Below are 24914 nucleotides of genomic sequence, written 5' to 3' on the forward strand. Positions count from 1 at the left end.
CGCCATCCATTCGCGGAGTGGCATACACGATTGTCGGGCGATGGCTCCTGATCGCGACGTGCGCCTCAGTCGCCTACTCGCACACGGCGGTCGCAGTCATCCAGGAGATGGGCACCGGCAATCTGATGGTGTATCTACCCCTGGTGTTCGTTCTGGCGGGGGTCGCGGCGCTCGGCATCGCGCTGCGCGTCGGACGTGAACTCCCGATACATGATCGACAGGCCGACGCCATCGTCGGCGGGCTGCTCCTGATCATCGCGGTGGTGACCCAGGGCCTGCTGAATCCCCGGTACTCCAACGTCTACCTCCTCTTGCATCTGGATCTGCTGTCACTCTGGGTTTTCATCCTCGCGGGGTCGGTTCTCATGTTCGGCTTGCGGCCGACGGGCCGCTATTGGCAGGCATGGGTGATCTTGTTGACGATGTTCCCGTTCCCACCGAGACTTCTCATCCTCATTTTCGGGGGCTCCACAGTTGCGGCGGGCCTGGTTGTCCTGGTGGTGGCCGTCGTTGCAGCGGCAACAGCAACAGCACGGTCGTCGCGACGGGCGCTGACCGGCGCGCTCCTCGCCGCGCTGGTCGGGTTGACCGTGCTGGCGATCCTTCACGTCGGATTTCCGGGAGCTCCTCGCGCCGTGTACATCTGGTTGCCCTCGGTGGCCGCACCGGTGATCGCCGGTTTGATCATGTACCACGACAGCTCCAGAACAGGACTCGTCACCAGGCGGATGTTCGACAGGCTCGATCGGCCGCTCGCCACCTCCACAGCGAGGAGACCGGCAATCGTCCTCCTGTTGGTGGGTGCGGCCGTTCACTTCATCCAGGTACCGACATTCGCCGTTCAACCGGCCGTTGAGATACCGCACCTACAGATCGGGCGCCCGCTGACAGTGCCGCCGCAATGGCGCGAAGTCTCGGTGCGAGAGTACGACTGGGCGAGACGCGTATACGGAACCGACGGATTGATGTATCGCCAAGAACTTGTGGCGCTCGATGGAAACCCAGCCTGGGACAGGGCCAACCGACCTCGGAAAATCGTCGCGGACACCATTTCCACCAACCGTCCGATCTTGTTCAGCGTGTATCCGGTGAATGTCGTATACAACCTGGTCGGCGATCGGTTCAGTGACGATGTCCCGATCGATCTGGACCACGGGGTACAGGGCAGACTCAGCACTCTGGTCGACGACTCCGCGTTGCTCACCTACACCCGGATGACGTGGTGGTGGGGTGATGGCGCGCGAGCACAAGGGATCCAATTGTTGTCGGTGGACGATCATCAAGCGGGCGCGGTGTTCCCCCAACCCGAACTGACCACTGTCGCCAATGTCAATTCCGTACTGAGCGTGCTTTTTCGCGGTAACGCGATTGCTCAGGATCGAGATCCCAACTTCAAGGACCGTGATCTCATCGTGACCGCCGCCAACCAGATCATCGATGCCCAGGTGGAGGCAGCGGGACGAGCGGCAGCGTCATGACCGGCGAACCGTCGAGGAAGCCGACTGAACCGGACGCAGATCTGGCCTCGGTCGAATTCAAGCGGGCGGCGCTCGAAGAGTCGGTCAACGGCATCCGCCTGAAGACGCCGCTCCTGTCTGCGGCCGTTCCGTTCGTCCGCTGGCAGAAGGCGGCCTTTGCTCTGATCGCCGCGACGATCGTCGTAGGCTTTGCATTGGCTCCGGTAGCCACCGCCACTGTGATGGTGGGATTGGCGACCTTCACATACATAGCAACGATGCTCGACCGCCTGGTCATCTTCCGGCGCGGTCTCGCCGGGGGCGCGATACACATCAGCGACGAACAGGCCAGAGCTGTCCCTGACGACGATCTGCCGCCGTACACGGTACTGGTTCCCGCCTACGACGAACCCGAAGTCGTCGGCGATCTGGTGGCCGCAATGGAATCGTTGGAGTACCCACGTGCCAAGCTCCAGATAATGTTGCTCCTCGAGGAGGATGACGAGGTCACGATCGACGCCGCCTCCGGTGTCGATCGCGGTGGTCTCGTGACCGTCATTCTGGTCCCGCCCGCCGACCCGCGGACCAAGCCGAAAGCGTGCAACTACGGCATGCACTTCGCCACAGGCGAATTCGTCACGATCTATGACGCCGAGGACATCCCCGATCCACTCCAACTCCGGCGCGCCGTCGCGGCATTTGCTGAACTGGACGACACAGTCGCCTGTGTTCAATCGCGACTGGACTTCCACAATTCCACAGACAACATCCTGACTGCTTGGTTCACCGCAGACTACGGAATCTGGTTCGGATTCCTGCTACCCGGCTTGATGGCGAGCCGATCGCCAATCCCCCTGGGGGGCACATCGAATCACCTACGCCGTGCCGTTCTTGACGACATCGGTACATGGGACCCGTTCAATGTCACCGAAGATGCCGATCTCGGGGTGCGCATAGCGGCGAGTGGATATCGAACCGCGGTCATCGATTCGGTCACGCTGGAGGAGGCGAACATCGATGCCATCAATTGGATACGCCAGCGTTCTCGTTGGTACAAGGGCTACTTCCAGACCTGGCTGGTTCACATGCGTCGGCCACTAGCGCTGTTCCGGACACTCGGCCCGGTCGGCTTCTTCCGTTTCACGACACTGTTTGCGGGAACCCCCCTGATCGCTTGTGCCAACATGCTCTTCTGGCTGCTCATGATCACGTGGATCCTCGGGCAGCCAAGCATCATCGTCGAGATCTTCCCTCCGGCCACCTACTATCCGGCGCTGGTATCGCTTCTGATCGGCAACACCGCCACCGTCTACATGAACATCGTCGCGCTACGGGAAGACGACCGCAGTGATCTGTTCTGGCCTGCGCTGTTGGTTCCTGCGTATTGGGTGCTCATGAGCATCGCGGCCCTCAAAGGAATGTGGCAGATGCTTCGCAATCCTTCCTACTGGGAGAAGACGTTTCACGGCATTGGTTCATCCTCGCGGACGACGGAGCAGAATCCAGAGGTCGGACCGCCGTGAGACCGACATTTCGTCATTCGCATTCTGGCGTGATGATCTTTGTCGCGTGCTTCGGCCTGTATCTGGGGTGCGGAATCTGGCTGGCCGTCGACCAGCAGTTCTTCGTCGGCGATTCGCTGTCGCGCGTGCAGTCCGCGCAGAGTGTGCTGTTCAGTCGAGATCCTCACGTGGCAGCAATAGGTTTCATCTTCACTCCTCTGACCGCGCTGGCGCAGCTGCCGATGACGGCACTGACGCCGATGGTTCCCTCGATGACCGCGGACGCGCTCTCGGCCGTGATCATGTCAGCAGCATTCATGGCTGCGGCGGTGTACCACGTCTTCGGTGTGACCCGCGATCGGGAGACGGCCTGGTGGTACTCGGTGGTGATAGCGTCGCTGTTCGCGATACAGCCGATGATCGTCTTCTACGGGGCGAACGGGATGAGCGAAGCTCCGTTTCTCTGCTTCATGTGCTGGGCCGCGCGACGCTTGATCCGCTGGGTGGACTCCGACGACGTACACGACCTGGTCACTGCTGGCATAGCCCTCGGACTCGCGTACTTCACCCGGTATGACGCAGTCGCGGCCACTGTCGGTGCCGCTGTCCTGGTGTGCACGGTCACCTTCCGACGTAGAGGCCAGACGGGCGCACCTACCCGCCGCCGGATCCAGCGTGCTGCGGTCGACTCGTCGCTGGTGATACTGCCGCCCCTTTTCGCATTCGTCTTGTGGGCAGTCACCAGCTGGCTGATCACCGGGAACGCACTGGCTCAGTTCACGTCCGAGTACGGCAACTCCGCGATCATCGAACAGTCCGGTACATCCGCCGACAGCGCACTGGCCAACGCACGATTCTCACTCACCGAGCTCATCGTCTTGTTCCCGGCCCTCCCGGTGGGTCTGGTCGTCGTGGCCGCGCTGCGGATGCGGATCCACCGCTTCGCACCGTTTGCCGTGCCACTCCTCCTCTTTGGCTCCGTACTGGCCTTTCAGACATACAGCTACATCACGGGTTCGACGTTCGGCTTCCTGCGCTTCTACATCGCGGTCATCCCTCTGGGCGCCGTCGCGGCGGCACTTGCACTGCCGGCACAGGCCACCGTCCCGTCACGACGACCGGGAAGGTTCGCCGATCTGCCGCACCGCAGAGCTCTCACGCGCAGGGGACGTCACGCCAGGACCGTCGCGTCCATGGTCGTCATCCTGTGTACGGCGCTCAGCATCCCGACATCGTGGCAGGCGATGAAATCGCAAACCCTCGCGCCTCAGGAAGCCGCACTGCACACCGTGCTCGCCGACGACAGTGACGCCACGGGCGCGAGAGTGGCAGAAGACGAGCGCGCGGCGCGATCCTTCTCCACCGAGCGCCAGATTGCGCACTGGCTGGACTCACAGCAACTTCCGGAGGGGAGCGTCGTGGTCGACACTCTGTACGGTTTCGCGATCGTGGCACGCTCGTCCGATCCGAAACAGTTCGTCATCCCGTCCGACCAGGACTTCACCGAGATACTGAACGACCCCGCCGGTCACCGGGTGCGATACCTGCTCTCAGTGCCTCCGCGGGGCCGCGGGACCACTGATTCCCTCAACAAGCGTTACCCCACCTTGTTCGAGACCGGGAGCGACATCGGACGACTTCATCTGGAGGTCCCCAACGCGGGGGCCGACCTACCGACGTGGCGTGTGTACGAGGTCCTCGCCGGCGCGGATCCGCACTGACTGGATCAGTCGCGCCAGCGGGTGAACTCGGCCACCAGGTCGAATGTCGGATCTGCTTCGCCGATGTCATAGGTGCACATGCCCGGCCGAGGATCGGGTACGAATGCCCAGAAGAGCGCAGTGGCAGTCCCGGCCGCACGTTGTCCGACCACCTTCCTGCGGAAGTCCGCTGTCCGATCCTGCATCGATCGGCATGACCCTGCACTCTGCCCTATTTCGTTGACTGCCAGTGGTTTCCCCACTCGATGGGACTGTCGGAGTCGCTCGGCCAACCCATTCGATGAATCACCGGGAAGTGGAACTCCATCCGATCCGTAATCGTGGTAATCGAGAACGTCGACACCACTGGATCGGGCGACGTATTCGTAGTCGCGGCCGGCGGTCCCACACTGCCCACCACCGGTGAGCCCCGCCCAGATCGGATGCGTCGGGTCCAGCCGCCGCAGGCGATCGCCTGCTCTGTCGAAGAAGCTGCGCAGGATCTGTGCCGCGTCGGCTGGACACTCGCGTTGTTGCCAACGACACGAAGCGTCGCCACAGATGCTGGGTTCGGGCTCACCGACCATCTCCCAACCTGCCAGGGACGACGAATGGCGCCAGCGGACGACGGCCGTCCGCAGCCAATCCTCGAATGTCATGCGCCCGGCCGATCTGGTGTTCTGCCAACCGTCGACATACCAGCCGCGTTCCTTGAACTGATCGCCCTCACACGAACCCTCGCTCGCGGTGAGCACCGGCAAGAGCTTTTGGTCGTACCGGGCTGCAGTTGCGAAGATCGCATCCATACGACTGAAATCCAGTGCACCCGTGTTCTTGTCGACGGCCAATGCGGCAAACAGATTGAACCTGGTGAGAGCCTTGGCCGGCAGTGCGCCGAAGTACGAGTCGAGGTCGACCGTCCCGCCGCATCCAGCGTTCATCGTCCAATCGGTCGCGAGCTGATAAGCGTTGAATCCCGCCGGCCACCAGCGCTCACCACCAAGTGTGAGTCCATTGGGTAGGGCACGGACATCGTCAGAGGCACTCGAGTCCGATGGGCCGCCACACGCAAGCAACACGGCGATCAACACACCCGCGCAGACCACCCGGATGCCGCGACTTCGTCCGAACACCCTCATGGGTTCGAGGTTAGCCACACATCGACGGGTCCAACCGATCTCTGCATCCGCCGCGAGACCTGCCGTGTCGCGCTCAACGGGTTCGGCAGTCGGACCCGATTGCAGACCACGCCCGACCTTTCCCCGCCGGACGTGTACCCACCCGCTGTTCGCGTGCCCGCGCCCACAGGGCTGGCAACCGACGAATGAGTTCGCGGCATCGGCTCCTGCCCTTCGCGAAGCGGCGGTAGAACAGGCTGTGAATCGGCTCGCGCGTTTCTGTCGGACCCCGATGGTTTGCTCATCGACATCAGTCGAACAAAGGAGCGAACGATGTCCGACCACGCCGCCGCCATCCGCGGTCTGCCCCGGTGGCATCCCAACCCGCACGTCCGCGCGACCATCGACACCATCCGCCGCAGCGGTTGGCAGGTCACCGCGGTGTCCGACCTCTGCGCGTGCGCGGGACCGGACTGCACCGCGCCCGACTGTTCGTTCGCCTACACGTCGGGGCTTGCGCTGCACGACATCCCGGAGTTGGCGGTCTACGGCCTCGACCCGTTCACGAGCAACCGGGTGCTCAACGAGCTGGGGCATCTCCTGCATCGCTACGACTGGCGCGGCATCGCCGACGCCGGGGTCACCGTGGATCTCGACGCGCTCGACGTCCCGGTACGCCTCATCGAGATGATCGACAAGGACGATCTCCTGATGGCCAACCTGCTGTTCCCGGATGCGGCTGCGGTACAGGCCGTCTGGCCCGACGATCGCGGTCGGTGGCCGTGGGATCCCGACTACACGCTACGGCCCGAGCACCAGTACATTCGCGGCATCGTCGTCGACGGCTCGTCTCGCCTGCCCGATCCGCGGATCATCCGGCGCGGTCGCGACGCGAGCTGAGAGCCGACGATGGCGGCCCCACCTCCGTTATGGAGATGGGGCCGCCATCGTGAGTCTCATCGATCCGTGGCCCGAACACGCGATGACCGCGTGTTCACGCTACGGATTCGAGGTCACCAGCTCGACTTCTGCACGCCCGGCAGCTCACCAGCGTGAGCCATGTCCCGCAGGCAGATTCGGCACAGGCCGAACTTGCGGAACACCGAGTGCGGACGACCGCACTTGTTGCACCGGGTGTAGGCGCGCACGGCGAACTTCGGCTTCTTGTTGGCCTTGTTGACCAGAGCCTTCTTTGCCATGTCAGGCCTCCTTCACGGAGTTGTCTTTGAACGGGAAGCCGAGGTGACGCAGCAGCGCACGGCCTTCGTCGTCGTTGGTCGCGGTCGTCACGACGGTGATGTCCATACCGCGGGGACGATCGATGTTGTCGATGTTGATCTCGTGGAACATCGACTGCTCGTTCAGGCCGAACGTGTAGTTGCCGTTGCCGTCGAACTGACGGTCCGACAGTCCGCGGAAGTCGCGGATACGCGGCAGTGCGATCGAGACCAGACGGTCCAGGAACTCCCACATGCGGTCGCCGCGCAGCGTGGCGCGAGCACCGATGGGCATGCCCTCACGCAGCTTGAACTGGGCGATCGACTTGCGGGCCCGACGGATCTCGGGACGCTGGCCGGTGATCTTCGCCAGATCCTCGACGGCGCCGTTGATCAGCTTGGAGTCACGGGCGGCGTCGCCGACACCCATGTTCACGACGACCTTCACGACACCCGGGATCTGCATCACGTTGTCGTAGCCGAACTCGGAGTTCAGCGCGTCCTTGATCTCCGCGCGGTAGCGGGTCTTCAGTCGCGGCTGAGCGTTCTCTGTGGTGGTCATGTCAGATGTCCTTCCCGTTCTTCCGGGAAATGCGCACACGCTTGCCGGTTTCCTCGTCGGTCCGGTAACCGATGCGGGTCGGGTTCCCGTCGGAGTCCACGACCAGCACGTTCGAGACGTGGATCGAGGCTTCCTGGGTCACGATGCCGCCCGAGGAGGCACCGCGCTCGTTTGCCGAGGCCGCGGTGTGCTTCTTGATGCGGTTGACGCCCTCGACCAGGACCCGCTGCTCCTTCGGGAAGGCCTGGATGACCTTGCCCTTGGCGCCCTTGTCCTTGCCCGAGATGACGATCACGGTGTCACCCTTGTGGACCTTCATGTCAGATCACCTCCGGTGCCAGCGACACGATCTTCATGAACTTCTTCTCACGCAGCTCACGGCCGACCGGACCGAAGATGCGGGTACCGCGCGGATCGCTCTCACCCTTGAGGATGACGGCCGCGTTCTCGTCGAAACGGATGTAGGAGCCGTCGGCACGACGACGCTCCTTGGTGGTACGCACGATGACTGCCTTGACGACCTCGCCCCGCTTGATGTTGCCGCCGGGGATGGCGTCCTTGACAGTGGCGACGATCACGTCACCGATGCCGGCGTAACGCCGGGACGAGCCACCGAGCACGCGGATGCACAGGATTTCCTTTGCACCGGTGTTGTCGGCGACCCGCAGGCGAGATTCCTGCTGGATCACTGTCTTGGTCTCCTTGACCTGGATGTATCTGCACGCCGGATTTCCGACCCGACGCACACGGTCCGTTGCCACCGAGACCACGCCTGCCTGGTGTTTCGCCGATACGAAATCGGCTACCAGTGGGTTCGTGGATCGGCTCACGGCACGTGAATGCCGTAGGCAACCGCTCAAGTGTAGGGGAAGCCGCAGGTCGCGGCCAAATCCTGCCTTCGGCCATCGGGCACCGACCGGATGTGTGAGTCGCCACAACGAAAACATTCGACTCGGGACCCATCCGCCGCACACCCACAGGCGAAGCACCTGTGTGCGGCACAACAGCCAGCTCGAACCATCCGCGGGGGGATGCAGGGCGAAGCAACCCGTGTATGGCACATCAGCCAGATGGCAAGGAGGCCGGCGTGACCACCCATGACGCGATCCAGTCCATGACCGAACCCGACGTGGCGCTGCCCATGACTGCGGCGCAGCGAGGGATCTTCTACGCACAACAGATCGATCCGGACGTCCCCATGTCCGTGGCGGCGTTCGCCGAGTTCAGCGACGCGGTCGACGGCGACATCATGGATCGTGCCGTGCAGGTCACCAGCTCCGAGGTGGAGTCCGGCCAGATCCGCCTCGTCCCCACCGAGGACGGCGAGCCACTGGTCCAGGTCGATCACAGTCGAGACATCATCCTCGGCCATCGAGACTTCTCCGACCACAAGGACCCGCGCGCCGCGGCCGTCGCCTGGATGGACGAACACCGGTCGCGCCCCACCGACCTGTTCTCCGACCCGCTGCTGGAGACCTGGTTGCTGCACCTGGGACCGCAGCACGTCATCTGGTACTGCTGGGGCCACCACATCGCCTTCGACGGCTACGCCGCGATGTTCATGATGGTCCGTGTCGCACAGCACTACACCGCCATGGCCGCAGGCGAGGACAGCCCTGGGGTGCAGATGGCGTCCATCGCCGAGATCGCCGAGATCGACGACACGTACCGGAACTCGGAGCGGTTCAGCACCGATCGCGACTACTGGGCCGGACGCCTCACCGGAGACGACGCCGGTCCGGCCGGGCCTGAGCTCACCTCGTTCTCGCAGCGCAGTGACGTCGCAGCCCCCACCGCATCGGTCCGCACCGCGACGCTGCGCACCGACCTCGTCGAGCGCATCCGCACGGTCGCCCACGATCACCACGTCCGCCCCGCATCGGTGATCACCGCCGCGGTCGGGCTCTACCTGGCCCGGTTCAACGACCGGTCCGAGGCGATGCTCAGTCTGCCGGTTGCCGTTCGTGACCGGGACATCCTGCGCACCTCGGCGGGACTGACGTCCAACGTCGTGCCGATCCGCCTCGCCATCGACGAGTCGGCCGACCATCCGACCACCGTCGGCGACCTGCTCGAGCATGCCAATGCCGACATCAAGGGCGCGCTGAAGCATCAGCGCTACCGCCACGAGGACATCGTCGCCGACGTCCTGGCATCCCCCAGCGGCCGTCGCGGATTCTTCGGCCCGATGGTCAACGTGATGCTCTTCTTCGAGCACATCGACTTCGGTTCGCTGCGCGCACAGTTGAACGTCCTGTCCACCGGCCCGGTCGAGGACGCGTCGGTCAACGTCTACGACGGATTCAGCGGCGGCATGGCGCTCGACCTCGAGGCCAACCCGAACGTGTACCGGCCGTGGGAGATCGAGAGCCACCACCGCCGGCTCGTCGACTTCGTGGACCGCTTCGTCCACGCCGACGCCGACCTCCCGGTCACCGAACTCGAACTGATCACCGCCGACGAGCTGGCGGCTGTGGACCGGTCGATCCACGGCGACACCGTCGACCTCGGCGGCCTCACCCTGCCGGACCTGCTGGACGAAGCCGCCCGTCGCTTCCCTGACGAGTCCGCTCTGGTGGACGCCCACGGTCCGACGCTGGCCTACGCCGACCTGCAGACACGCGCCGAAGCAGGCGCGCAGACCCTGGCCGACCTCGGTGTCGGACCCGAGTCCGTCGTCGGCGTGATGGTGCCGCGCAGCGTCGACCAGGTGGTCGCGCTGCACGCGATCACCCGCGCCGGTGCGGCATTCGTGCCCATCGATCCGGCGGAGCCGGCCGAACGTCTCGAGCACATCCTGACCACCGCGGCGCCCGCATTGGTCATCACCGGGTCGGATGTGGACACCGACGCGGTGCCCGCCACCACCCTGCCGGTGGGCGAGCTCGGAGCGGGTCAGTCGGCCTCGGCCCGCTCGCTGCGCTCCCGGCGCCCGGACGATGGGGCCCGCTCGCTGCGCTCCCGGCGCCCGGACGATGGGGCCCGCTCGCTGCGCTCCCGGCGCCCGCACCCCGACCAGGCGGCCTACGTGCTGTTCACCTCCGGCTCGACCGGAAAGCCCAAGGGCGTCATGATCAGCCATCGCGCGATCGTCAACCGTCTGCGCTGGATGCAGGCCGCCTATGACCTGACCCCGAGCGACCGGGTCCTGCAGAAGACACCGTCGACGTTCGACGTGTCGGTGTGGGAGTTCTACTGGCCGCTGATCACCGGTGCCGCACTGGTCATCCCCCGCCCAGACGGCCATCGCGATCCCTGGTACCTGCGCGAGGTCATCGCCGAGCACGGCGTCACCACCACACACTTCGTCCCGTCCATGTTGGCGACCTTCGCCGACGCGCTGCGCGGCGACGAGCAGACCCGCGCCGACCTCAAGACGCTGTCGACCATCGTCACCAGCGGTGAGGCACTCACACCCACCACCGTCGGCGCCACCGCGGAGGTCACCTCCGCACCGATCCACAACCTGTACGGCCCGACCGAGGCCGCGATCGACGTCACCTTCCACAACCGTTGCCGCGCAGACGGTACGACGGTGCCGATCGGACGGCCGGTCTGGAACACCACCACCCACGTCCTCGACCACCGGTTGCAGCCGCAGCCGGTCGGCGCGATCGGTGAGCTCTACCTCGGCGGCGTCCAGCTCGCGCGGGGGTACCGCAACCGCTCGGATCTGACCGCGGCCCGCTTCATCGCCGATCCCACCGGCGCGGGCGGGCGCCTGTACCGCACCGGCGATCTGGTGCGCCGTCGCGCCGACGGTGCGCTGGAGTACCTCGGGCGCAGCGACTCCCAGGTCAAGATCCGCGGACAGCGTGTCGAGCTCGGCGAGATCGAGGCCGCGCTCGCAGCGCTCGACGGGGTCAGCTCGGCGGGCGTCGTGGTCCGCGACGACCTGGTGGCCGACTCCTCCGCGGTGGTCGGATACGTCTCCGGCACAGCCGACCTCGACGATCGTCGACTCCGCGAGCAACTCGCCACCGTACTGCCCGATCACATGATCCCGACCGTGATCATGGTCCTCGACGACCTGCCGACGACCGCCAACGGCAAGCTCGACCGTCGGGCGCTGCCCGAGCCTGCGATCCGTCGCGGCGAGACCGAGATGATCCGCCCGGAAGGCGATCTCGAACACCTGGTCGCCGCGACCATCGCGACCGTACTCGGCCTCGACGAGGTCTCGATGATCAGCGGCTTCTTCGAACTGGGCGGCAACTCGCTCTCCGCCACCCGCATCGCGGCCCGTCTGAGCAAGGCGACCGGTCATCGCATCGGCATCCGGACGATCTTCGACGGCGACCATGCCGCCGGGATCGTGGCAGCGCTGCGTGCCGACGGACTCGACGACGCCGACGCGCCGGCCGCGGGCACCGCCGCCGTAGAGGTCACCCATGTCGAGATCGACGGACCGGTCCCGCTCTCCCCCGCCCAGCATCGCCTGTGGCTCACCGCGCGTCTCGACCCGGACGAGGCCGGCACCTACAACATCCCGTTCACCGTCCGGCTGGTCGGCGACCTGGACACGGACGCCCTGCGCGCAGCTCTCAACGATCTGGTCGGGCGCCACGAGCCCCTGCGGACCCGTGTGCAGGAGATCGACGGGATCCCGCACCAGGACGTCACCGACGTCCGCGACGACCTCATCGAGCTCCCGGTGCTGTCCGAGGGACCGCATCAGGACGTGCGCGAGTTCGCCCGTACCGCCTTCGATCTCACCGCGGACCTGCCGATCCGGGCCCGACTCGTCCGGCACGCCGACAGTGACCACAGCCTCACCGTGGTGATACACCACATCGCCGCCGACGGCTGGTCACTCGCACCGCTCGCGGGCGACCTGGCCACCGCCTACCGCGCCCGCCGCGATGGCGCTGCCCCGGAGTGGGCACCGTTGCCCGTCGGCTACCGACAGGTGAGCGCGGATCGCCACGCCTGGTTGGACGACGAATCCTCCAGTGCTGCAGATCAGCTCCGCTTCTGGGCGGATACCCTGGTGGGCGCACCCGCCGAAGCCGACCTGCCGTACGACCGCCCCCGTCCACTGCGATCGGATCTCAGCGGTGGGACGGTCCACACCTCCTTGCCGCCGGCCCTGCACCGACGTCTGCGCGAGATCGCCGACCGCCACGACGCGACCATGTTCATGGTCCTGCACGCCGCGGTCGTCGCCCTCCTGCGCAACCTATCGCGCACCGACGACATCACGGTCGGCACCCCGGTGTCGGGCCGCGGTGACGCCGAACTCGACAGCATGGTCGGGATGTTCGTGAACACGCTGGTCCTCCGTTCTGCCGTGGACAAGTCGGCGTCGTTCGCCGATCTTCTCGCCGATCTCCGGACCGCGGATCTGGATGCCTTCGAGAACGCCGACCTCCCGTTCGACCGCCTGGTGACCGAGCTCAACCCGGTCCGCAGCGGCAACGGGCATCCCTTCTTCGGCGTCTCCATCGCCGTCGAGGACACCTCGGCGATCGAGCTCGACTTCGCCGGACTGTCGGCGACGGCGTCCCGTGTCGACACCGGCCAGACGAAATTCGACCTGCAGTTCACCTTCACCGAGCACGGCGAGAGGGACCCCGGTCGCCGCGGCCTGGGCGTCGAGATCGCCTACGCCAGTGCTCTGTTCGACCGCGAGACGGTCCGCGGCCTCGCCTCGCGACTCGAGCGCGTGCTCGACACCGTCGCGACCGATCCGGATGCGGTGATCGGCGACGTGACCATCCTCGAAGCGCACGAGCGTCTCGACCTCGTCCCCGCCGTCGGGCCGGGTCATCGTCCGGTCGCGCACTTCACCGAGATGCTCTCGACCGCCGTCGCGAGCGCACCCGACCGTGTCGCCGTGACATCGGGCGACCGATCGCTGACCTACGGTGAACTCGACCGGGCGTCGAACAGCCTGGCCCGACTGTTGATCGCCGAGGGCGCGGGACCCGAGCGCTATGTCGCGGTCTCGCTGCCGCGTGGTGTGGACTGGATGATCGCTCTCTGGGCCGTCGCCAAGGCCGGCTCCGCCTGGGTGCCGGTCGATCCCGAGTACCCCACCCAGCGCATCGCCTTCATGGTCGAGAACTCGCAGGCCAACCTGCTGGTGACCGACCACATCTCGCGCCCCGACCTCGACGGCATCGACACTGCTCCGACGGTCGTCGAGCTGGACTCCGAAGACGTTCTGGCCGCCCGTGATGCGGCCGATGGCGGCCCCGTGACCGACGCCGACCGTCGCTCGCCGGTCGAGGTCGACCAGCCCGCGTATCTGATCTACACGTCGGGCACCACCGGCACGCCCAAGGGCGTCGTGGTCAGCCACCGCGGCCTCGCCGACTTCGCGGCGGCCGAGGTGGCCCAGTTCGGCATCACCTCGTCGAGCCGCACCATGCACCTCGCCTCCCCCAGCTTCGACGCCTCGGTGCTCGAACTGCTGATGGCAGTCGGTGCGGCGGCGACGATGTACATCGTCCCGGCCGGCATCGTCGGCGGCCGCGAACTGTCCGATCTCATGGCGGCCCAGCAGGTCTCGCACGCGTTCCTGACCCCGTCGTTGCTCACCACGATGCGGCCCGAGGATCTCCCCGACCTGGAGACCCTGGTCATCGGCGGTGAGCACCCGAACCCCGAGGCAGTGCGCCGGTGGTCGGCCGACCGTCGGCTGTTCAACGCCTACGGTCCGACCGAGACGACCGTCGTCGCGACGGTCTCCGAGGACATCGATCCCGACGACTTCGTGACCATCGGCCGCCCGATCCGCGGTGTCGCGGCGATGGTGCTCGACGAGCGCCTGCAGCCGGTGGCGCCCGGTGCGGTCGGCGAGCTCTACGTCTGCGGCCCACACCTGGCCCGCGGTTACCACGGCATCCGCAACCTGACCTCGAAGCGATTCGTCGCCAACCCGTACGGCGAGCCGGGCGAGCGCATGTACCGCACCGGCGACCTCGTCCGGTGGCGCACCGACCACACGCTCGAATACCGCGGCCGGGCCGACCACCAGGCCAAGATCCGCGGGCATCGCATCGAGCTCGGCGAGATCGATGCCGCCCTGACCTCCGACGACGCGGTCCGCGATGCGGTCACCGTGGTCGTCGGCGAGGGCGATCAGGCACGTCTGGTCTCGTATGTGACGACCGAGGACGTCGCGGACATCCGCACCATCCGTGACCGGCTCGCCGATCAGCTGCCGCGTCACATGGTGCCGTCCACGTTGATCCCCCTCGACGAGATCCCGACCACCCCGATCGGCAAGGTCGACCGGCGCGCACTGCCCGATCCGAGTGAGGTCGACGCGGAGGGCGCACTGGACGTGAGCGGCGAGACCGCGTTCGTCGAGCCGCGCGGCGAGGTGGAGACCAGGATCGCCGCGGCGGTCGCCGACCTGCTCGGCATCGACGTCGCAGGTGTCGGTCGCGATCACGACTTCTTCGACCTCGGCGGCAACTCGTTGCTGGCCACGCAGATCGTCGGGCACCTGGAGCAGATCGGTGGACGTCGGATCCCGGTGCGCGCCATCTTCGATCACCCCCGCATCGCGGATCTCGCACGGCTGGCCGCCGGCAGCACCGGCGAGACGGCGAACGAGGCCGCGGATGGATCGGCCGACTCGATCGACGTCGACGAGCGACCGCTGGCGCAACTGCAGCACGACCCCGACGCCCCGGTGGCGCCCGGACCGGCCCAACAGCAGCTCTGGTTCCTCAACCAGCTCGCCGGTGACGGCGGCGCGGACGGAGCCGAGTCCGCGGACGCCGGCGCCTACACCATCGCCTTCGCACTCGACCTACACGGCGAGCTCGACGTCGATGCCCTCCGCGGCGCGCTGCGGCACGCCGTCGACCGGCACGAGCCGCTGCGGACCGTCTACCCGGAGTCCGACGGCCGCCCCCGTATCCGGATCCGTACGACCGACGAGGTCGCGCCGGAGCTCGAGGTGGAGACGATCGCGGCCGCCGACTGGACCGCCGAGTCGGAGAAGCTGGCGCGCGCGCCGTTCGACCTGACCGTCGATGCCCCGATCCGGGCACGACTGCACCGCATCATCGACGATGCCGGCACGTCCGAGAACGATGAGCAGGTCGACGGACCGCCACGACACAAGCTGACCATCGTCATCCACCACATCGCCGCCGACGGCTGGTCGATGGCCCCGCTGTCGCGCGACATCGCCGGCGCCTACGCCGATCTTCGTCGCGGGAACGAGCCCCGACAACAGCAGCCGGCCATCGACTACCGCGACTACCTGCGCTGGCAGGCCGACACCCTGGGCATCGACCGCGAGAACGCCACCGTCACACCGGAGGGCAGCCGACTCGCCGACCTCGCACAGTGGTGGCGCACCGAACTCGAGGACGTGGACGTCACGCCCATCCTGCTGCCGGACGCCCATCGCGAGGCGGACGCCGACCGGTCGGCCGGAGTGATCGAGGTGCCGTTCTCCGGTGACCTGCGGAACGCCTTGCGCGACCACGCCGGTCGCGAGGCCACCGAGTTCATGGCCGTCCACGCCGTGTTCGCGGCGTTGCTGCACCGCCTCAACGCCGACCCCGAGGTGCACGTCGCTCATCGCGCCTCCGACATCGTCATCGGCACCCCGGTGGCGGGTCGGACCGATCCGCGACTGGCCGATCTGGTCGGGATGTTCGTCAACTCGGTCGTCCTGCGGACCCGGGTGGAGCCCGACGCCACCTTCGCCGACCTCCTCGATGTGGTGCGACGCGGCGATCTCGAGGCACTCTCGCAGTCGGACATGCCGTTCGAGCAGTTGGTCGCGACGCTGAACCCGCCGCGCACCGGCCGACACCCTCTGTTCCAGATCGCCCTCACCTTCGAGAACCTGCCGACCTCGGCGGCCGGTTCGACGGTCGGTGCGATCGATCTCGACGGCGTGCAGGCCATCCCGGAGGAGGTCGACACCGGGGCCACCCGATTCGACCTGGAACTCCGCATCCGCGGCGATGTGGCCCGGTTCACCTACGACACCTCGGTGTTCTCCGAGGAGCGGATCGCCGGGCTCGCAAGACGTTTCGTCGCACTGGCCGAGCAGGTCGTCGAGGACCCCACCCTGCGGTTGGACGACTACACCGTGCTCTTGCCCGACGACGGCGAGGTCGCGACCCCCGCGGGCATCGCGCCCCGCCACCTCGCCGACATCATCGGCGACGCGGTCGCCGCGAATCCTGACGGCATCGCGGTCGACGACGGTCTGCGCACCCTCACCTACGCCCAGCTCGACGAGCTGTCGGCGCGGTGGGCGCACCATCTCGTCGATCTCGGTGTAGGGACCGAGGACGTCATCGCGACCGCCATCCCGCGCTCGATCGAGTCGGTGGCCGCGGTGTGGGCGGTCACCAGGGCCGGCGCGACCGTGCTGCCGATCGATCCGCAGTACCCGAGTGACCGCATCAACCACATGTTGTCGGATTCCGGTGCGCTGCTGGGGATCACCACCCCGGGCGGATTCGACGACGTCCCCCATCACATCTGGTGGCTGACCACCGATGCGCTGGAGATGGGCGCCCAGAACGGCGCCTCGGTGCCGGTGAGCTCGATCCCGCGCCACGTCGACAGCGCCGCGTACATCGTCTACACGTCCGGCTCCACCGGCACCCCCAAGGGTGTGTCGGTCACCCACCGCGGCCTGGCTCCGTTCGCGTCGACGCAGACCCATCGCTACGACGTCGCCGCCGACAGCCGCACGCTGCACTTCGCCTCGCCCAGCTTCGACGCGTCGATGCTCGAGTTGCTGATCGCGGTGGACGCCGCCGCGACCATGGTGATCGCCCCGCCGACCATCTACGGCGGCGACGAACTCACCGAGTTCCTGGACGAGCACCGGGTGTCGCACGCATTCATCACCCCGGCCGCGCTGGCGGCGGCGCATCCGCGCGAACTGCCGCACCTGCGGTCGCTGGGAGTCGGTGGTGAGGCATTCGGGCCCGAGCTGGTCGAGCGCTGGGGTCGAGGCCGACGATTCCTGAACGCCTACGGCCCCACCGAGACCACCATCGTGATCACGATGTCGGAGCCGCTGCGCCCCGGCGGGCCGATCACCATGGGCCGGCCGGTCGACAGCGCCCGCGCCCTGGTCCTCGACCACCGGCTGCGCGCGCTGCCGCCGTACACCCCGGGCGACCTGTACCTCATGGGTCCGGCCCTGGCCCGCGGCTACCACAACCGTGCGGGCCGTACGGCAACGGCATTCGTCGCCGCCCCCGACGGCGCTCCCGGCGCACGCATGTACCGCACCGGCGACATCGTGATGCGTGATCTCCAGGACGGCCTGGTCTTCCGCGGTCGCGGCGACAACCAGGTCAAGGTCCGAGGATTCCGCATCGAACTCGACGAGGTGGACTCGGTCCTGTCCGCCCACCCCGATGTCGACTTCGCCGTCACCGTCGTCCACGGGACCGGCTCGGAGGCGACGCTCGCGTCGTACGTCACACCGGCCGCCCCGACCGGTGCCCCCACGGATGCCCTCGTCGACGCCTCGGTGCTGCAGGCATTCGTCCGCGATCGTCTCCCCCGCCAGATGGTCCCGTCGACCATCACGGTGCTGGACGAGATCCCGTTGACCGGCAACGGAAAACTCGATCGCCGGGCGCTGCCCACCCCGCAGACCGCGGTCGCCGACGACGCCCCGAACGGTCGCCTGCCCGAGGACCCGGCCGAGCGCCTCGTGGCCCGCACGATCGCGGCGGTCACCGACCGCCCGGTCACCGAGGTCGCGGCCGAGGACGACTTCTTCGCGCTCGGCGGCACCTCACTGCAGGCGACCACGGTCGTGAGCCGACTCAACGTGCACCACCGCGGCGAGCCCATCCGCGTCCGCGCGGTGTTCGACAACCCGACGATCGCAGCCCTGGCGGCACTCCTCGACGTCGATCCGGAGACCGTCGACGCCGAGGTCGAGCCGACCGGCGCGGTCGTGGCCGACCGCCCGCGTCCGGACCGGATCCCGTTGGCGCCGATGCAGCGTCGGCTCTGGTCGATCGCCGGCAGCGGTCCGGCATCGGCGGAGTACGCCATGCCGTTCGCGCTGCGGCTGCGCGGCGAACTCGACGTCGCCGCACTGCGCGACGCACTCGCCGACGTCCTCGCCCGGCACACCAGCCTGCGGACGGTCTACCCGGCGACCGACGACGGCCCGATGGGCACCATCCTCGACGATCCGTACCGGATCATCGGCGCATTGGAACCGCAGGAGTCCGGTGACGTCGCCGACCACGTGCTCGAGATGTGCGCTCCCGGATTCGATCTGACGGTCGACGCCCCGGTCCGGGCTGCACTGGTGCGCTCCGAGGGGCACGCGGAGTCCGACGATCAGGCCGAATCTGATGGTCAGGCCGAGTCCGACGAGCACACGCTGATCCTGGTGGTCCACCACATCGCGGCCGACGGCGCATCGCTGCCGACCATGGTCGGCGACCTGATGACCGCCTATCGCGAACGGCTCGCCGGGCGCGACGAGCTGTGGGAGCCGGCCGATCTCGACTACCGCGACTACGCGGCGACGATGACCGGTTCGGACGGGGCCGCCGCGACCGCGGACCTCGATCGCGACTACTGGACCTCGCAGCTCGCAGGCGCACCGGCCGAGACCACGGTCCCGCCGGCCTTCGATCTGGATCGCCTGAACTCCTCCGGGGACGATGCCCGCGGAGTGGGAACGACCATCACCGTGCCGGTCGATGCGGATCTGCGGGATGCGCTGTCACGCTTCGCCACGGAGCGGTCGACCACGCCGTTCACCGTGCTGCACACCGCAACCGCGGTCCTGCTGCATCGCCTGGGGCTGGGTCGCGACCTCGTGATCGGCACGCCGGTGGCCAACCGGTCGCCGCGGTCCGGCTCGACCGTCGATTACCAGCGCGTGGTGGGCATGTTCGTGAACACGCTGGCCCTGCGCACGGTGATCGATCCGTCGGCGAGTGCCGCCGAGCTCATCGACCAGGTCCGCGACGCCGACCTGAACGCATGGGATCACCTCGACGCCCCGTTCGACGACGTGGTCGCCGACCTGAATCCCCAGCGTGAACTCGGACGGCACCCGCTGTTCCAGATCGCACTGTCGGTGCACGACTTCACCGACGGTGTCGCCGGCGCGAGCCTGCCGGCCGCCGAGGGGCTCACCCTCGACATCGCCGAGGTCGACGCACACGCGGCGAAGTTCGACCTGCAGTTCACCGCCACCGGGATGCACCAGGACGCGGACGCACCGGCGATCGCGCTCACCTATGCAACCGACCGGTACCGCGAGCACGACGCCGCAGATCTGATCACCCGACTGCTGCGTGTGGTCCGCGCGATCGTCGACGACCCGCAGCGTGCGGTCGGCGACATCCGGGTCACCGACCCGCTCGAGGTCGCGACCCTGAGTCCGGTCCCCGGCGACGCGCCCGCACAGCCGGCCACGTTCGGCGACATCCTCGCCGAGGCCGTCGCCGCCAACCCCGACGGCAAGGCCGCGGTCGCCGTGGGCGAGGGCGGGGTCGAGAAGTCGATCTCCTACGCCGAACTCGACGCACGGTCCAACCGGCTCGCACGCCTGCTCATCGGCCGGGGCATCCCCGCCGACCCGACGCCGGAGCGTCCGGAGACGGTGGTCGCCATGGCGATCCCGCGGTCGATCGAGGCCCTGGTCGCGATCTGGGCGGTCATCAAGTCGGGGGCGGCCTACGTGCCGGTGGACCCGACCTACCCGGCCGACCGCATCGCGCACATGCTCGCCGACAGCGGTGCGGTGTCGGTGTTGACCACCACCGCCGCGGCGGCGTCGATCGAGACCGACCTCCCGGTGATCGCGATCGACGATCTCGCGATCCGCACCCGGATCTCGCATTCGTCGCCCGCCCCGATCTCCGACGACGAGCGGTTCGCGAAGGTGTCGGTCGAGCAGTTGGCGTACGTGATCTACACCTCCGGATCGACCGGTACGCCGAAGGGCGTGCTGGTGCCGCATCGCGGTCTCGCCGCGGTTCGCGACGAGCTCCGCAACCGGATGGAGCCGCGAAACGCCTCGCGCGTACTGCATTTCGCGTCGCCGAGCTTCGACGCCTCCGTCTTGGAGTTCCTGCTCGCGGCCGGTGGTGCATCGACACTGGTCATCGTGCCGCCGACGATCTACGGCGGCGCCGATCTGGCCGACTTCATCTCGCGCCACAAGGTGACGCACGCGTTCATCACCCCGGCCGCGGTCGGGAGCATGGATCCGGCAACGGTGCCGACGCTCCAGCGTCTGGCCGTCGGGGGCGAGGCCGTCGGCGCCGAGCTCGTCCGCCAGTGGGCCCCGGGCCGGCATCTGCTGAACGTCTACGGCCCCACCGAGACGACCGTGATCACCACGCACAGTGCGGAACTGGACGCCACCGACCAGGTCACCATCGGCGCACCGAACAACGGTGTCGCGGCGTTGGTCCTCGACGACCGGTTGCATCCGGTGCCCGCCGGGGTCACCGGCGAGCTGTACCTGATCGGCGACCAGGTGACCCGCGGCTACCACAATCGCCCGCGACTCACCGCGATGCGGTTCGTCCCGGCGCCGATGGTCACCGGTCCCGAGTACGCGGGTCAGCGGATGTATCGCACCGGCGATCTGGTCCGATGGACGCCCGACGGTCGGCTCGACTACGTGGGCCGCGCCGACGACCAGGTCCAGATCCGCGGCTTCCGGGTCGAGCTGTCGGAGATCGACGACGTGATCGGCGCACATCCCGACGTGCACGTCGCGGCGACGATCGTCGACGACCGATCGGGGGCGGCGACCCTGCGGACCTACGTGACCGCCGAGGGTTCCGCGACCCCGGACCCGGCCGAGCTGCGCAGGCACGCATCCGGCCGGCTGCCGCGGCACATGCTGCCGACCACCATCACCGTCCTCGACCAACTGCCGATGACACCGGTCGGCAAGCTCGACCGCCGCGCCCTGCCGGAGCCCGAGGTCGGCGTCGGCCGCACCCCGGCGGAGGGGCTCGAGCGCAGCATCGCCGATGTGTTCGCCGACGTGCTGGGGATCGACGCAGTCGGCGCCGACGACGGCTTCTTCGATCTCGGCGGCAACTCGCTCATGGCGACCACCGTCGTATCCCGACTGCGCGAGCAGCTCGAGCAGGAGGTGTCGGTGCAGCAGCTGTTCGTCTCGCCGAGTCCGGCCGAGCTGGCCACCGCACTGTCCGGTGGCACGACCGGCGGTCCGGGATCGGCGGGAACGGGCAGTTCGCCCGCGCTCGCCCCGGTCCTGACGCTGCGCAAGCCGCCGGCACAGCGCAACGAGGGCACCCCCGCACCGCTGTTCGTGATCCATCCGGCCATCGGCCTGTCGTGGAGCTTCACCAGCCTGCTGCCACACATCGCCGGCGATCGCGCGGTCTACGGACTGCAGAACCCGTCACTGTCGGGCGCGCAGGCCCCGGCGACCATCGCCGACCTCGCGGCCGACTATGTGGCACGCATCCGCGAGATCGCCCCGCACGGCCCGTACCACCTGTTGGGCTGGTCGCTCGGCGGCATCGTCGCGCAGGAGGTGGCGGTCGCACTACAGCGCGACGGACATGACGTCGGCCAGCTCGTGCTGCTCGACTCGTACGTGGTCGCCGATCGTCCGGAACTGCATGTGGCACCGTCGGTGCGCGAGTTGCTCTCCGAGTTCGGACTCGACGTCGGCACCGAGGACGCCGAGCCGGATCTCGACGAGGTGGCCGACGCGTTGCACGGCACCGCCGGCCCGCTGGCGGAGCTGTCCCGCGACGACCTCGAAGCGGTCTACCGCGTGTTCGTCGACGCCTCGCCACTCGCCGAGAGTTGGCAGCCGCGCACCTTCTCCGGTGACGCCGTGTTCGTCAGCGCCACCGTCGATCCGCCGCAGGGACCGCCCGCGGTCTCGGACTGGATCGATCGCATCACCGGCACGATCACCGATGTCCGGCTCGACAGCACCCATGCTCGGATGCTGCTGCCGGAGAACGTCACCGGATTCCTCCACGCACTCGACGACGGGCGCGGTCAGCCGACTCGACAGCCGGCGGGACGCCACCGTCAGAACGACATCACCATCACTTCCGAGAAGGAGCAGCGATGACCAATCCGTTCGACGACACCGAGGGCACCTTCCTGGTGCTGGTCAACGGCGAAGGACAGCACTCGCTGTGGCCGGAGTTCGCTGCGGTCCCCGACGGTTGGACGACCGTCTTCGGCCCGAGTGGCCACGACGAATGCCTCGCCTATGTCGAGGAGAACTGGCAGGACATGCGGCCCGCCAGTCTGATCCGGGCGATGGACGATGCCGCCGACAGCTCAGAGAAAGAGGCTCAGCGTGGGGCGACACAGCATGGCTGACTCCGGGACCCTGACCGCCACGACCACATCCGAGCCGAGCGCGGCCACGGGCGCCGAGTCGATCGACCCGGCATCCACCGGTGCAGGTCACGCGCGGCACGGCGACACCACCGTCGAGCCGGCGCTGGTGCTGACCGGCCTGACCAAGACATTCCGATCCGGACTGCTGGGTCGGGGTCCGCGGGTGCACGCCCTCAACGGGCTCGATCTCACCGTTCCGGCCGGCACCGTCCACGCCGTGCTCGGCCCCAACGGTGCCGGTAAGACCACCACCGTGCGAGCGGTGGCGACCCTCATGCGCCCCGACTCCGGTTCGGTCGTGGTGGGCGGCATCGACGCCCTCGCCGATCCGGACGGCGTCCGCGACGTCATCGGCGTCTCCGGGCAGTATGCGGCCGTCGACGGCAACCTCACCGGCTTCGAGAACCTGCGACTGGTGGCTCAGCTCTACGGGCTGTCGCGCGGTGAGGCATCCGAGCGGGCACGGCAGCTGATCGCCGACCTCGACCTCGAGGCCGCGGCCGACCGTCCGATGCGCACCTACTCCGGCGGCATGCGCCGCCGCCTCGACCTCGCCGGCGCGCTGATCAACCGGCCGATGCTGGTGATCCTCGACGAGCCGACCACCGGCCTGGATCCCCGTGGCCGACGCCAGATCTGGGAGGTCATCCGGTCTCAGGTCGCCTCCGGCACGACGGTGTTGCTCACCACTCAGTACCTGGAGGAGGCCGACGAACTGGCCGACGAGATCACCGTCATCGACCACGGGTCGGTGCTGGCGCGCGGCACGGCCACCTCCTTGAAGGAGACCGCCGGACAGTCGATCCTGACCGTCGAGGTCGACGCGCGTGCGGATGCCGGCCAGGTGGCGGGCACGCTGTCGCACTTGGGTGTCGGCGAGCCGGAGCGTCTCGACGAGACCCACTGGACGGTTCCGGTGGCCGACGGCACGCGCAGCGCGGTCACCGCCGTCAAGGCCTTCGACGCCACGGGGATCGAGATCGTCGACGCCACCGTGATGACCCCGACCCTCGACGACGTCTTCCTCAAGCTCACCGGCCACGAGGCCTCGCCCGACGACGACACCGACGGCAGCGCGGATGGTGGTGACGCCGGCGACCACGGCCTCGCAGGCCGCAGCGCCGCGACCGGCTCCGAGTCGGAGACACAACGATTGGAGCGCATCGATGTTCGCTGACACCGCTGTACTCGTCGAGCGGAACCTGCTGACGGTCCGCCGCATCCCCACCCTTCTGCTGAGCGCGACTGTTCAGCCGCTGATGTTCGTCTTCCTGTTCGCCTATGTCTTCGGTGCGACCCTGGGCGGCGGCGCATACCGCGAGTTCCTGATGGCGGGTATCTTCACCCAGACCGTCGTCTTCAACGCGGCGATCACCACGGTCGGTCTCGCCAACGACATGGAGGACGGCATCGTCGACCGATTGCGGTCGCTACCGATGTCGCGGCTGGCGGTGATCGCCGGACGTGTCACCTCCGACATGCTGCTCGGCATCATCGGCGTGGTGATCATGGTCGCCTGCGGCCTGGTCATCGGTTGGCGCATCCGGGGCAGTGCCACCGATGCGGTGATCGCCTTCGCCATCCTGCTGCTGTTCGCACTCGCGATGGCATGGGTCGGTGCGGTCTCCGGATTGGCCGCCAAGAACGTCGAGGTGGCCACGAGTATCGGCTTCCTCTGGATGTTCCCGGTGACATTCCTGTCCAGTGCGTTCATCTCGGCAGGCAGCCTGCCCGGCCCGTTGAAGCCGATCGCCGAATGGAACCCGGTGACCGCGGTCGCCACGGCTCTGCGCGAGAAGTTCGCGAACGCATCGCCACCCGATTTCCCCGCACCGACGGGCTGGCCGGCCGAGCACGCGGCCGAGTACTCCATCATCTGCAGCGTCGTGATCCTGGTGATCTGCGTGCCGTTGTCGCTGTACCTCTATCGTCGGTCGGCCAACCGCTGACCGCGCCCGATGCCCGGGTCACACCACCCCGGTGACCCGGGCATCGTCGTGTCCACGGCAGTCATGTCCGAGG

13 protein-coding genes are annotated in these 24914 nt (G+C 67.7%); 8 read left to right on the forward strand and 5 right to left on the reverse strand.

From position 1 onward, the window contains the following. Positions 1-107: 107 nt before the first annotated feature. The 3 genes from GS4_RS00330 to GS4_RS00340 are packed head-to-tail and all read left to right on the forward strand — an operon-like array spanning position 108 to position 4680. Positions 108-1478, forward strand: a complete 1371-nt coding sequence (locus tag GS4_RS00330; protein ID WP_157226434.1) for a hypothetical protein — start codon at positions 108-110, stop codon at positions 1476-1478. Next, the gene (locus GS4_RS00335; RefSeq protein WP_007616299.1) at positions 1475-2980 is read left to right on the forward strand and encodes a glycosyltransferase; all 1506 of its coding nucleotides are present in this window, start codon (positions 1475-1477) and stop codon (positions 2978-2980) included. The genes GS4_RS00330 and GS4_RS00335 overlap by 4 nt, the downstream gene beginning before the upstream one ends. A gap of 32 nt (positions 2981-3012) precedes the next feature. Then, complete coding sequence (locus tag GS4_RS00340) at positions 3013-4680, forward strand: glycosyltransferase family 39 protein (RefSeq protein ID WP_007616301.1); 1668 nt, start codon at positions 3013-3015, stop codon at positions 4678-4680. Between the two features lie 5 nt (positions 4681-4685). Here GS4_RS00340 and GS4_RS00345 read toward each other — a convergent pair whose 3' ends face one another. Next, positions 4686-5798: a glycoside hydrolase 5 family protein gene (locus tag GS4_RS00345; RefSeq protein WP_040508834.1), complete on the reverse strand. Its 1113-nt coding sequence runs from the start codon at positions 5796-5798 to the stop codon at positions 4686-4688. 312 nt (positions 5799-6110) lie between these two features. On the opposite strand from GS4_RS00345, the gene GS4_RS00350 reads away from it, so the two are divergent. Further along, complete coding sequence (locus GS4_RS00350) at positions 6111-6677, forward strand: DUF4262 domain-containing protein (RefSeq protein ID WP_007616305.1); 567 nt, start codon at positions 6111-6113, stop codon at positions 6675-6677. A 113-nt stretch (positions 6678-6790) separates the two neighbouring features. Here GS4_RS00350 and GS4_RS00355 read toward each other — a convergent pair whose 3' ends face one another. Genes GS4_RS00355 through rplN form a run of 4 tightly spaced genes read right to left on the reverse strand, consistent with a single transcriptional unit; the run spans position 6791 to position 8245 of the window. Further along, positions 6791-6976 (reverse strand): type Z 30S ribosomal protein S14, encoded by a 186-nt coding sequence (locus tag GS4_RS00355; protein WP_004019490.1) that lies wholly within the window; start codon positions 6974-6976, stop codon positions 6791-6793. A gap of 1 nt (position 6977) precedes the next feature. Continuing rightward, the gene (rplE, locus tag GS4_RS00360; RefSeq protein ID WP_007616318.1) at positions 6978-7556 is read right to left on the reverse strand and encodes a 50S ribosomal protein L5; all 579 of its coding nucleotides are present in this window, start codon (positions 7554-7556) and stop codon (positions 6978-6980) included. Between the two features lies 1 nt (position 7557). Next, on the reverse strand, positions 7558-7875 hold the full coding sequence (rplX, locus tag GS4_RS00365; protein ID WP_007616319.1) for a 50S ribosomal protein L24: 318 nt from the start codon (positions 7873-7875) through the stop codon (positions 7558-7560). Between the two features lies 1 nt (position 7876). Then, on the reverse strand, positions 7877-8245 hold the full coding sequence (rplN, locus tag GS4_RS00370; protein WP_040508872.1) for a 50S ribosomal protein L14: 369 nt from the start codon (positions 8243-8245) through the stop codon (positions 7877-7879). Between the two features lie 398 nt (positions 8246-8643). Between rplN and GS4_RS00375 the strand changes: the two genes are divergently transcribed. Genes GS4_RS00375 through GS4_RS00390 form a run of 4 tightly spaced genes read left to right on the forward strand, consistent with a single transcriptional unit; the run spans position 8644 to position 24841 of the window. Next, complete coding sequence (locus GS4_RS00375) at positions 8644-22614, forward strand: non-ribosomal peptide synthetase (RefSeq protein ID WP_007616325.1); 13971 nt, start codon at positions 8644-8646, stop codon at positions 22612-22614. Continuing rightward, positions 22611-22871, forward strand: a complete 261-nt coding sequence (locus tag GS4_RS00380) for an MbtH family protein (protein ID WP_007616326.1) — start codon at positions 22611-22613, stop codon at positions 22869-22871. The genes GS4_RS00375 and GS4_RS00380 overlap by 4 nt, the downstream gene beginning before the upstream one ends. Next, on the forward strand, positions 22864-24069 hold the full coding sequence (locus GS4_RS00385) for an ATP-binding cassette domain-containing protein (RefSeq protein WP_007616328.1): 1206 nt from the start codon (positions 22864-22866) through the stop codon (positions 24067-24069). The genes GS4_RS00380 and GS4_RS00385 overlap by 8 nt, the downstream gene beginning before the upstream one ends. Then, positions 24059-24841 carry an ABC transporter permease gene (locus GS4_RS00390; RefSeq protein WP_007616330.1) on the forward strand — a complete coding sequence of 261 codons (783 nt, stop codon included), beginning with the start codon at positions 24059-24061 and terminating at the stop codon, positions 24839-24841. Before GS4_RS00385 ends, GS4_RS00390 begins: the two co-directional genes overlap by 11 nt. Positions 24842-24914: the final 73 nt, after the last annotated feature.

It is taken from the genome of Gordonia soli NBRC 108243, assembly GCF_000334455.1.
GTDB classification, from domain to species: domain Bacteria; phylum Actinomycetota; class Actinomycetes; order Mycobacteriales; family Mycobacteriaceae; genus Gordonia; species Gordonia soli.